This window comes from Oscillospiraceae bacterium, assembly GCA_015065085.1.
Taxonomy (GTDB): domain Bacteria; phylum Bacillota; class Clostridia; order Oscillospirales; family SIG627; genus SIG627.
Window position 1 is genome coordinate 1 of the sequence record SVQW01000014.1, and the last position, 12561, is coordinate 12561.

Annotated in this window: 11 protein-coding genes; all 11 read left to right on the top strand. The window is 38.6% G+C overall.

Annotated elements, in window-relative coordinates; translation table 11 throughout:
- The first annotated feature begins 556 nt into the window (after positions 1–556).
- The 11 genes from E7588_08785 (at position 557) to E7588_08835 (ending at position 12558) form a co-directional block, all read left to right on the top strand.
- A complete protein-coding gene (locus E7588_08785) occupies positions 557–973 on the top strand; it encodes a GtrA family protein (GenBank protein ID MBE6689348.1) in 417 nt (138 codons plus the stop codon).
- 13 nt (positions 974–986) lie between these two features.
- Positions 987–1529, top strand: coding sequence for a serine acetyltransferase (locus E7588_08790; GenBank protein ID MBE6689349.1), 543 nt, complete (start codon positions 987–989; stop codon positions 1527–1529).
- A gap of 214 nt (positions 1530–1743) precedes the next feature.
- A complete protein-coding gene (locus E7588_08795; GenBank protein ID MBE6689350.1) occupies positions 1744–3087 on the top strand; it encodes a hypothetical protein in 1344 nt (447 codons plus the stop codon).
- A complete protein-coding gene (locus E7588_08800; GenBank protein ID MBE6689351.1) occupies positions 3084–3818 on the top strand; it encodes a glycosyl transferase in 735 nt (244 codons plus the stop codon). The genes E7588_08795 and E7588_08800 overlap by 4 nt, the downstream gene beginning before the upstream one ends.
- Positions 3803–5371 carry a hypothetical protein gene (locus tag E7588_08805; GenBank protein ID MBE6689352.1) on the top strand — a complete coding sequence of 523 codons (1569 nt, stop codon included), beginning with the start codon at positions 3803–3805 and terminating at the stop codon, positions 5369–5371. The genes E7588_08800 and E7588_08805 overlap by 16 nt, the downstream gene beginning before the upstream one ends.
- Positions 5372–6253 (top strand): ChbG/HpnK family deacetylase, encoded by an 882-nt coding sequence (locus E7588_08810; GenBank protein MBE6689353.1) that lies wholly within the window; start codon positions 5372–5374, stop codon positions 6251–6253.
- Positions 6254–6293: 40 nt separating this feature from the next.
- Complete coding sequence (locus E7588_08815) at positions 6294–6920, top strand: sugar transferase (GenBank protein ID MBE6689354.1); 627 nt, start codon at positions 6294–6296, stop codon at positions 6918–6920.
- A 32-nt stretch (positions 6921–6952) separates the two neighbouring features.
- Complete coding sequence (locus tag E7588_08820; GenBank protein MBE6689355.1) at positions 6953–8065, top strand: glycosyltransferase family 4 protein; 1113 nt, start codon at positions 6953–6955, stop codon at positions 8063–8065.
- 12 nt (positions 8066–8077) lie between these two features.
- A complete protein-coding gene (locus tag E7588_08825; GenBank protein MBE6689356.1) occupies positions 8078–9310 on the top strand; it encodes a hypothetical protein in 1233 nt (410 codons plus the stop codon).
- A 20-nt stretch (positions 9311–9330) separates the two neighbouring features.
- Entirely contained in the window at positions 9331–10686 is a 1356-nt protein-coding gene (locus tag E7588_08830; protein ID MBE6689357.1) for a hypothetical protein, read from the top strand.
- A gap of 6 nt (positions 10687–10692) precedes the next feature.
- Positions 10693–12558 carry a diguanylate cyclase gene (locus tag E7588_08835; GenBank protein MBE6689358.1) on the top strand — a complete coding sequence of 622 codons (1866 nt, stop codon included), beginning with the start codon at positions 10693–10695 and terminating at the stop codon, positions 12556–12558.
- The last annotated feature ends 3 nt before the right edge of the window (positions 12559–12561 follow it).

Consider the following 12561-nt stretch of genomic DNA (forward strand, 5'->3'; position numbering starts at 1 on the left):
CATAATCATATTCCTTTCGTGTTACAAAATTCCTTGTAAACACAAGCATTTTCGGTACCTTGGGAATATGTTTCGACCGCCTCGGCACTATGCCGTAATATTAGGTCTGTTATGAACACTCGTACCAGTTCGGAGGTTCATAACGAACCTCCGAATTTTCTTTATTTTACGGGCTTTTTCGGGCTTTTTGGTGTCTGCACCGCCGTAACTCAAGTAAAGCCTTGACAAATCAATTTCAAGGCTTTCTTTTTGTGTTTTTTGCTTTTCTGTATATCATCCGTCTCCAACCTTTTTCTGCTATCAAAGTTACATAATCGGGTATCGCATTTTGCTTTGCAATCAAGGCTTGATTTTTATGCAAATATGTGTTATACTTATAGTGTATGTTTTTAAAAATATTTCCTTACTGAAATTAACTTTTTATGTCAAAAATCGACAAACGAACCGACTGCTTGTTATTATCTTATTATTATTATATAGAAAAGTCAAACGGAGAATCTGCGATTTTCGGCATACGCAACATGACCGATGATAAAGTGAATGTTAGAGAAACTCTGTGGGAAATTTCCGTAGAGCAACGGAGGAAGTAAATTTGATTCTTCAGCTTATCAGATTTGTAATAGTGGGAGTCATAGCCGCCATTACGGATGTAGGAGTTCTTGTTGTTTTAAAAGAGCTTCTCCGCATGGACGTGCTCATTGCTTCGACAATATCATTTTGCGTTTCTGTTACTGCAAACTATCTTTTGAGTATGACATTCGTCTTTAAAAGCAAGAGTGAAAACAAACTCAGGGAATTTATTGTATTTGTATTGCTCAGCGTTGGCGGCCTTTGCTTAAATCAGTTTATTTTATGGATTGGTGTAAGATTTACGTCTGTATATTACTTGAAAATAAAGCTTTTCGCAATGATAATTGTTCCGATTTATAATTTTATAACAAGAAAAATATTTCTAGAGTCAAAAGAAAAATGAGTGTAAAAAAGCCATGAATAGAGTTTTTAAAAAGGATCTGTACCGATATTACGGCGAAAGCGGCGAGCCGTTTTTGAAAAAGGTGTTTCGCCCGCTTGAAATAAAGTACATCTCTGTTTTCAGAAAAGCCAATATGTGCAAATTTCTTCCGTTGAAGCTTTTTTATATGTTAAAGCTTTTACGCCTTTCCGCCAAAACACAAATTCAGATACCCGCAAGAACAACAATCGGTGAGGGCTTCTATATCGGGCATCTCGGACGCATTATCATCAATCCCGAGGCAAAGCTCGGCAAAAACATCAATATCAGTACCGGCGTCACGATAGGCGCGGAAAACCGCGGAAAAAGAAAGGGCTCACCTATTATTTCCGATAATTGCTGGATAGGCACAAATGCGGTTATAGTCGGAAATGTCAAAATCGGCAGCGATGTTCTTATCGCTCCCCTCGCCTATGTTAATTTCGATGTTCCCGATCACAGCATTGTCATTGGCAATCCCGCCAGAATAATTCCTAAAGAAAATGCCACTGCCGATTATATTTGCAATTGTGTATGACAAGCTTTAAAACAATCCCTATTTGATAAATTTCAAGGATGGAAGTGACGTATTGGCCAAAAAGGATTTTAGAATAAGGAATAATCTGATATCATCGTTCGTATATCAGGTAATTCTGATATCACTGGGTTTTATTTTGCCGAGATTATATCTTGAAAATTTTGGTTCAGAGGTCAACGGCGTCCTTTCGACAATAAAACAGATTTTTACATATATGTGCCTTTTGGAGGCAGGCGTAGGCCTTGCCACAACTCAGGCACTCTATAAAAGAATCGGAGAAAAGGACTTTAACGGTGCAAGTGCGGTTTTGTCCGCTACCAACTCCTATTATACAAAAACAGGAATAGTATATTCAGCCATTGTGCTTGCCATCGCCGTTGTGTATGCTTATTTTATACCCACATCCATAAACAGCAATGTTTTGTTCGCTATTATAATTCTGAATGCCCTCCCGTCACTGTTCAGCTATTTTGTTCAGGCGAAATACAGAATACTGATGGAGGTCGACGGAAGAAAATATGTAATAAACAATTCCGAAACAGTACTTCACCTTGCATCAAACATCGGAAAAATACTTGTTCTGTTTTTAACAAACAGCCTTATACTTATCCAGGTTGTATATTGTGTAATCGCTCTTTTACAGCTTGCTTATTTATATTTTTATGCCAGACGCAGATATAAATGGCTCGATTTAAACGCCGAACCTGATTTCGAGGCCATTTCGCAGAAAAATTCGGTTCTGGCGCATCAGCTGTCGGGCATGGTATTCAACAATACCGATGTAATACTTATTTCCGTTTTTTGCAATTTCAAGGAGGTAAGTATTTATGCTATATATAACATCTTTTTCTCTCAGGTACAAAACTTTATAACAAGTTTGGTTTCTTCTTTTACATTTGCTTTAGGTCAGATGTTCCACACAGACAGAGAAAAATTTGACAAAATGCTTAATGTGTATGAAACCTTTTACATAATGGCAACTTACTTCATTTATACCCTTATGGCGGTATTTTTGTTGCCTTTGATACAAATATACACCAGCGGAATAAACGATGCTGAATATACAAATGTTTTTCTTTTGCTGCTTTTTGTAATAATGAATCTTATCGCTAATGGTAAGCTTCCCATCAACGGCATTATTGAGTATTCGGGAGATTTTGAAAAAACTCGCCACCATGCAATATGGGAGATGATAATAAATCTTACGCTTTCCGTTATCGCAATTATGTATATGGGAATATGCGGAGCGATTGTCGGAACGATTGCAGCACTTTTATACCGTGGTATAGTGACAATTTATTATTCAAACAAGAAAATTCTCAAGAGAAGCCAGATGTGTACGTATAAAATCATAATTGCCAATACCGCAGTCTTCGCTCTGGTCATGGTTGTGTTTTTCGTTGATACATTCAGCAATGTCCCTTTTTTCAAGCTGTTGCTTTACGGGATTATGCACTCGGTGTGGATTGCAGGATTATACTTACTTGTAAATTTTGCTTTTAACCGAAGTGCTTTCAAAACTATTTTAGAGTTTCGCAGGGGGAAGAAAAATCAATGAGTGTTCCGAAAGTAATTCACTATTGCTGGTTTGGGAAAGGTAAAATGCCGCCAATTGCCCGAAAATGCATTAAAAGCTGGAAAAAATACTGTCCTCAATACAAAATAGTCTGTCACAGTGAAGAAAACTTTGATATAACGGAAAACAGATATGCAAAAGAAGCATATGAAGCGGGCAAATGGGCATTTGTAAGCGATTACGTAAGACTTAAGGTGTTGTATAACGAGGGCGGAGTTTATCTTGATACAGATGTTGAGATCATAAAGCCTATAGATGAACTGATAAAAGAAACAGGGTATATGGGCTTTGATGACAACGGCAAAATTTCAACAGGTCTCGGATTTGCTTGTGAAAAAGGAAACAAGCTGGTTGGTGCTTTGCTCGCCGATTATGATGATATATCTTTCATTCGCCCGGACGGAAGCTATGATATTACACCCTGTCCCGACCGAAACACCGAAGTCATGGTAAAGCTGGGAATGGACCCGAACAATACCGATCAGGTATTTATGGGGATACATTTGCTCCCGAGAGACTATCTTTGCCCAATCGAGTATTATACAGGGAAAAAAGTAATTACAAAAAACACGTATTCAATTCATCATTTTTGCGCCTCCTGGATTTCCAAAAGAGCAAAAAGAACACTGTTTGTAAAGCGAATCACGGGAGTAAAGCTATATAATAAACTATATGGAAAATTTCTTCACAAATTAAAATGGCTGGAGTGGTGATTTTGCCTGAAAAAGTATTGAAAAAGCTTAATGCGCGTATTTCGCCCCACTTGAAGGTTTGTTTTTTTTCAGCTCTTTTGGTCGGGTTAGCCGCACATTTATACAAAATAACAAACTGGCTTCCCAATTGGGATTCGTTGGTTTTCAGATATGATGCACAGAATATGCTTGCTCTCGGCAGATGGTTTCTCCCTGTCGCATGCTCCTTCAGCTCGTTTTACGATTTGCCGTTTTTAAACGGCATGGCAGCAATCATATTTCACGCGCTCGGCGCAGTATTCATTTGCAAGACGCTGAACGTAAAGAAGAAAATCACATCTGCCTTGATTGGTGCGTTTATCGTTTCGTTTACTTCGGTCACTTCGGTTATGATGTATAACTACGTGGCAGACGGATACAGTATAGCGTTTTTCCTTTCGACCTTAGCCGCGTTTTATATGACAAAAGAAAAACCCAACTATCTTATCTCTACGGCACTTATCGTTTTATCCTCCGGCATCTATCAGGCATATATCACTGTTACAATAATGCTTATATTGCTCCATCTGACGGATGAAATAATTTTTAATAATTCATCTTTTAAGGTGATTTTAAAAAAATCCGTATGCATGCTGCTGTCGGGAGTTACGGGCGTGGCATTGTACGGCGTTATACTCAAAGTGCTTCTCGGTATTTTTTCTGTACAATTACTGGATTATCAGGGAGCAAGTGCCGCAGCGTCATTATCAAGCCTTGATTTAGCCGCATTCCTTTATAATATCAAGAAAACATTTATTGATTTTTTCTTTGATTTTTCTGACGGTATAAGTATATATGTTGTACTGAACATCTTTGTTTTGGTTTTTACTGTCCTGTATTATCTGAAATGCATAATAAAAAACAAAATCTATAAGAGCCCGGCAAAAATACTTATGATTGCGGTATTAGGCATTCTGCTTGTTCCGGCTTCCGGAGCGCTTGCGTTTATAAATCCGAATGTTGACTATCATAATCTGATGCTGATGGGCTATTCCGTATTCTACTTGTTTTTCATTCCGGTTTACGAAAGAGGTTCGGAAGCAACAAAAAAGCGTACTGCGATAAAATGCTGGACGGTGCTTACGGCAGCTGTTATAATAATCATGAATCAAGTGGTTATATCAAATGTAAGCTACCATAAAGCACAGATGGCATACGAAAAGTCCTATGGGGTGCTTATACGTATAGCCGACCGCATAGAACAAACTCCGAACTCGGAGAATTGTGATAAAATTCTTGTAATAGGTGCTCTCGACGACAGTGAAGCTTACAGTGTTAAGCTTCCCCCGGAGATTACAGGAATAACGGACGGATATATACTTCGCGCGGACGATGAAACAGTCAGTCAAAGCGTGCTTTGCAGTGCTCTCAACGATTATTGCGGCACGGATTACAGATTTGTAAGCGGACAAGAAAAGCAAGCTCTCGCACAAAGAGAAGACATAAAGGCCATGGAAAGATGGCCATCGCCGTATTGCGTGACAGTAGCAGATGACACGTTGATTATCAAGCTCGGTACAGAGGGTGAAAACTAAATGATATATATTTCTGCGGACGATTACGGATTGTGTGACAGTGCATCGGCTCATATACAAGCATGCATCGACGAAGGAGCAATCAACAAGGTCAGTGTTTTTCCCAATATTGACAGGATTGATTTGCAAAAGCTTTCGGAAAACAAAGACATACGTCTTTCTCTTCATTTGAATCTTGTTGAAGGAAGATGTATGGCACAAGCACATGAATTGGGCTTAATAGCAGATATGCACGGCAATTTGAAGCATACCTTTTTCGGGTTATTCAAATTAGGTATATTTCAAAAAAAGGAGCTTGAGCATCAGCTTTACAAGGAAATAAAAGCCCAGGTTTTATTTTGGAAAAGCATCTTGCCTCAGAATACGCCTTTTTGCATCGACAGCCATCAGCATACGCATATGATTCCGGCGGTATTCCGCGCTTTAATCAAGGTTTTGAGGGATGAAAAAATCGATTTGCAATACATGAGAATTCCTGCCGAACCGATATTGCCTTATATACAAACACCATCGCTTTACTTTACATACAAACCCATAAACATTATAAAGCAATGGCTTCTTAAATTTCTGTGGCTGCTAAACAGACAACATCTTAAGGAATACAATGTACCCACATCATATTTTTTCGGAATCCTTTTTTCCGGTAAAATGGATGAAAAGAGAGTCAGTAAAGTTTTACCGAAATTTAAAAAGCTTGCGGAAAAAAATGGTATGGATACAGAAGTTTTATTCCACCCGGGTTATACAGACACAGGTGGATGCGACACAGAAAACAAAAACATTGTTTTTAAAGAATTTTATTTATCATCAAACAGAAAAGCAGAATTTGATTCTGTAATGAAAATATCAGAAAGAAGTGTGCAGAAAAATGCCTTACATTGATCAGGACAAGGTAGACGAAAAAACAAGAAAAAAACTAGAAATGATCATTGAAAAATCATATTCCTCATTCTGGCGGCAAAAAAGAATTTTTGATATCTTTTTTGCTACGCTGATTTTGTTGTTTTTCCTTCCGTTAATGTTCATAATTGCAATTGTTATCGTAATTGACGATCCGAGTGCGGGACCTTTTTACAAGCAGATACGTGTAGGACGGCACGGAAAAGAGTTCTACATGTATAAGTTCAGAACCATGCGTGCAAACGCCGATAAGATGATTGACGAACTGGCAAAGCTGAACGAAATGGACGGCCCTGTATTCAAAATAAAAGACGATCCCCGTATAACAAGAGTGGGAAAAATTTTAAGAAAGCTTTCTCTTGATGAGCTCATGCAGTTTTTCAATGTTTTGAAGGGCGATATGACCTTAGTAGGCCCGAGGCCGCCGCTTCCCAGAGAGGTTGAATTCTACACCGATTACCAGAGACTCAGACTTCTTGTTACTCCGGGCCTTACCTGCACATGGCAGATTTCCAAAAACAGAAACGACATTCCGTTTGAGCAGTGGGTTGAAATGGACATTGAATACATACAGACAAGAACATATCTCAATGACTTAAAAATCATGCTCAAAACACCGATAGTCATGCTTACGGCTACCGGACGATAAATCAAATTCGGGGTGAAAAAATGAAAGTTGCTATGATTGGGCACAAGGTTGTTCCGTCAAGACGCGGCGGAATAGAAAATGTTCTCACAACGCTGTGTCCTATACTTGCGGACATGGGACTGCAGGTCACATGTTACAACCGCTCTTCGGATAAAGTTGAAAACGAATACATCGGCACCGTTCAAAACAATGTGTACAAGGGTGTAAGAATCAAAAATGCCCCTACTCTTAATGTGCGCGGCTTCGCCGCGATGATAGCATCGTTCACTGCAGCAACGGCGGCATCTTTTTGCGATTATGACGTTATTCATTTTCACGCTGAGGGACCTTGCGCGGCACTTTGGATTCCGAAACTCTTCGGCAAAAAATGTGTCGCAACTGTTCATGGTCTGGATTGGCAGAGAGAAAAATGGGGCAAAGGCTTTGCGTCAAAATACATTAAATTCGGTGAAAAAATTCTTGCCAAATATGCGGACGAGGTTATCGTTCTGAGTCAGGCGGCTTACGATTATTTTAAAGAAACCTACGGACGTGAGACCACAATTATTCATAACGGAATAAGCCGTCCGAAAAGAAAGGACGCCGAAATCATTACGGAAAAATACGGGCTGAAAAAGGACGAATATATATCTGTTGTCTCAAGATTGACCGCAGAAAAAGGAATCCATTATCTTATTGATGCGTACGGAAAAATCAATACAGACAAAAAGCTCGTTATAGCCGGAGATACCAGTGATACAGATGATTATGTGAGCATGCTGAAAGAAAAAGCGGCAAGAAATCCCAATATTATATTTACCGGTTTTATTTCAGGCGATACTCTGTGCGAAATATATTCAAATTCTTATATAAACGTGTTGCCGTCCGACCTGGAGGGAATGTCTTTATGTCTTTTGGAATCGCTCGCGTATAAAAATGCCCTTCTTTGTTCGGATATTCCCGAGAACACATCGGTTGCCGAGAACAAAGCGCTCTACTTCAAGAAAGGCAATGTTGAAGATTTGGCTGAAAAGCTCGAAGAATTGTGCAACAACAGCGCTCTTGTGGAAGAGCTACGTGACGGTGCAGATGAATTTATTTTAAACAAATACAGCTGGCAGGATGTCGCAAAATTAACCTGTGAGCTCTATCAAAAACAAAAGTAAGGGTTATTTGATATGGATGATATGAAAAGCTTTGATAAAACAGAACAATACCGAAAAAAAATTATGGATTTTTTCAAAGAATCGGTAACAGATGAGTTTTATGACCTGTGGGCAGATACTTTTGAAATCGAAACCATAGATGAAAAAGAAGTCTTGATTACATATCACGGTTCTGAGGATATTAAAAAATTCAAAAAAGAGTGTAACAGAATACTTACCTCATGTATTTATTCGGTAATCGGAACAGGAAAGAAAATCAGAATATCCAAAAAAAGCAATTTTAACAATCTAAGTCCCAAAACAAAAAAGAACATTAAGGCTTTCAAGTTTTTTGTTATAGGCATGATATTTGTTTGCATTGCAACAGCCGTAATTATTGTACTTTGCAGTTATATCGGCAACAGAAATTTCAGAGAAACCTTTTACAGCACAAACAGTATCAAGGTCGATAGTTGCGTGAGGGTAATTCAGTTATCAGATTTACACAGCTCATCTTACGGAAAAAACAACAAAAAGCTTTTGGAACGCATTGAGGCATTAGAGCCGGATATTATAATCTGTACGGGCGACATTGTAAATTCAGCCAAGGACGATGCGGAGTACGCAGTTTATTTGGCGAGAGAGCTTTCAAAGATAGCTCCCTCCTATTACGTGTACGGAAACAATGAGGTGGAAAGTATATATAACTTCCCGCTCAATGAAAAAGAGCTTGACGAAACATTCGGATTCAACAAAAACACCCGCGATGAAAACGCATTGTCAAAGCTTGAAGATCCTTTTGAGGAAGAATTGGAAAATGCGGGAATCAATGTGCTTAAAAATGAAAAAGATACGATAACCGTAAAAACCATGACTATTGATATATACGGCGTTTTAACGTCAAACCCCTCCTCATTCTGGTCTTATTCCGGAACCGCATTCAGTAATTATATTTATGAAAATGCAGACAACTTTAAAATCACAGCGGTTCACGAGCCATTTATTTTTGAGGAATTTGCTCCCGAATTCTGGGGCGATTTAATGGTTTGCGGTCACACTCACGGCGGGGTTATCCGTGTTCCCGTTCTCGGACCTTTGTTTACAACCGAGGGCGGATTATTCCCCGAGAGAAACGGTGACTTTGTTTACGGAAGATACGATGCCGCCGGAAAACCTTTAATAGTAAGCTCGGGACTTGAGAATTCAAGTATATTTCGCATAAACAATCAGCCCGAGTTGGTTATTATCGATATTAACAAATTTTAGCAGCGGGAGGGAGATGAAATATGTTTACGGATATACTTCAGAAATTAATATTTTTAATTGTCGGAGTGTTATTTCTGTCATCACTGGCAATATTGTTTATTCGCTTTAAAAATGTAAACCGTGCGGAAACCACACGAATATTTAAATCTGCAGACTACTTTAACGCATGGGTGATAATGTTATGCTTTGTTATCACTATTGTATACGGAGTATTTAATCATTTCGAGCTGAGAAAATCCGTTCATGCTGTTGTGGCGCTTAATTATTCCGAAGCGTCACAGGCGCTCAATTCAAACGGCACACGATACAATATGGCAGAGATAATCAGCGACGAGGTTATAGAAAAGGCAATCAAAAAGGGCGCTCTCAAGGATGTGACAGTAAAAGATCTGAAAAAATGTCTTGTTGTTTATCCTTGTGTTCAAGGCAGTGTCGCAGACGAATCACAGTATCATATTTCCACCGAATTTGCAGTGGAGTACCACGCATCCAAAGACACGGCACATCTTGATTCCGAAAACGTTATTAAGCTGGTAACCTCAGCCTATAAGGAATACTACATAGACAAATATACAGACAATTTCAGCCTTGACCCGGAAAAGCCTGATTTTTCCAAGATGGAATACATGGATATAGTTTCCTATTTAGACAAGGAAACACAGGCTATTCTTAACTACATGTACGGTATGTCAGGTGAAAATCCCAGCTTTGTTACAGAAAACGGAAGCACATTCAATTCCATTGCAGGAAAAGTATTCCAGTTCAAGGAAACGCAAATCAACCAGAATTTAAGATCGCTTATCTTGCAAAAAGGAATTGTAAGAGACAAAGACGAATATGTCGGCAGACTTTCCTATCGTAATAAAAATATTGATTTTGACCGTCAGAAAAATGATATTTCATACAGACTGTGCAATCAGGCGATTGATATGTACAGCGGAGAAATGACACGTATAGTCCTTGTTCCGACTTGGGATAAATCAGGTAAATACTATATGAGCAGAACCAAAGTCGGCATAGATGAGCTTTCCGTTATGGCTGCAAACTTCAGTGACCGTGTAGCCTCCAATGAGAAAGAGATCATGGATAATAATCTGATAATAAATAAAATATCTTCGAGCAATCAAAGCATACAGGATTCTTCTGCGGCAGATTTGCTGATAGATTCCATATACGAAAGCATAAAGAGCTTTGAAAAAGAAGCGATAACCGCAGGCAGAGAGTATTCACGCCACAAAATGAATCAGTGTATTGCAGTAAGTATCTATGGCATTTCGCTTATGAGTGAGCTTAAATCTCTTGTTTTATTCGGCGTTTTTATGTACGTATCACTCATGCTTTATCTTATCTCTAAAAAATTCCCCAAAAAGGCATAAAGGAGGATGATGATGAAAAATTTTCAAGTTTTAAGATATTTAAAAAAGCTTTTGCCTATCATCGTCATTTTTTGTCTTTTGGCGACATATGCAGTTTATTTCAAGCTCTCAAGATCCAATACATATATAGCATCCGAGGTAATTCATTATAACGATGAAAGAGCCGAGAAAGGTATTGCACCCACCGGTGATAAGCTTGATGTAAATGAAATAAAATCTTCTTCCGTTATGTCAAGAGTTGTTGACAAAATGGGGCTCACCGGCATTTATTCGGTCGACAGCCTCATATCAAGAATTGATATAACCCCCATTGCCGATGCGGACAAGGTCGCCCAAAAGGATGCCAAGCTTGAAGAGGGTGAAGAATACATATATAAGCCGAGTACGTTTATTGTTTCTTTTGCGGCAACAAGCGGCGAGGGCCCTGATTTTGCGAGAACGGTTCTCGATGAAATACTTGATGTATATTTCGAGCAATTCAGCCAGAAATATGTAAATGTCGCTCCCGCGAACAATACAATTGAAAACCTTAATAACAATAATTACGATTTCATTGAAATGCTTGAGCTTATCGATACAAGTATTGACGATACCGTTGCTACTTTATATCAGAGAACCGATCAGAACTACTATTACAGATCATCCGAGACCGGAGTGTCTTTTGCTGAGCTTATAGATGACTTCAATTATCTCAGATATGTTAAGGTTGCTTCCCTTTTCTCCAAAGTTTATAAATATCAGATTACAAAAGATAAGTCAGTACTTGTTTCTGATTATACAACCAGAATCGACAACAATAACATTTCCAACGAGAAGGACAAGAGCTTAATTGAAGATATTGTGACGGTAATCGATGCATATGTAATCAAAATGCGTGAATCCGGAAACACAAATATCACTTATGAATATATTCTTGACACGCTTCACGAAAGAAATGTTCAGGATTATTTCGGAGATCAGACCGTAACATACGATGAATTGATGTACAGTTGGAGAGACCGCAATGAAAGCAAAGAACATGCCATCATAGATACCGCTTATTGCAATTATGTTTTGGATTCATTTACAAATTGTACCGGAAATTGCGGCGGTGTCTGTGCATCTTCGGATTTTACCTGTGCAGAGCTTTCCGACGGACAGTATGCAAAAATGAGAAAAGAAGTTGAGCAAGAAATTGATACGCTCATCAACGAGCTCACACTTCTTTACGATACAACAACGAAGACAAATAACGAGTACAACAAATATCTTGGTGCCAGCTATATTTCGGTATGGTCATCCGCATCCGTAAGAGAAAGCGTCAATGTAACACTTTATACAGCGATTGCATTCTTCTTCCTCATGATCCTTTGTTGCGGAAGTGCCATTGTTCTGGGACGAACCGGAGATATAATAAATTACATCTTCTATACAGACCATTTCACCGAGTTCAACAACAGAGCATACTTTGACAAATACTTAAAATCCAAGGATAAAAAGCTTCTTGATGATGGTACCGTATACTGTATGATTGATATATCAAATTTGGCAGAAATCAACACAAACTATTCAAGGGATATCGGTGACGGAATCATAAAAATATTCACCAATCACATAAAAGAAGCTTTCGGAAAATCAAAAACCGAGTACATTTATAACGGTAACGGCAGTTTCGTCATGCTGACAGAGGATTCGGATTACATCACTGTCGAGGATATCATGAGACTTTTCAGACTCCGACTTGACGAAAGAGAAGAAAACAAAAACGTTGTAATTGAGTACAAGATAGGTATTTCAGAAACATTCAAGGAGAACAAAACGGCAAGAAAACTGCTTTCGGAAGCGATCCGTAACAAAAAGAGCTATATTTCTGATTTAAGGGACAAAGGCTGATTA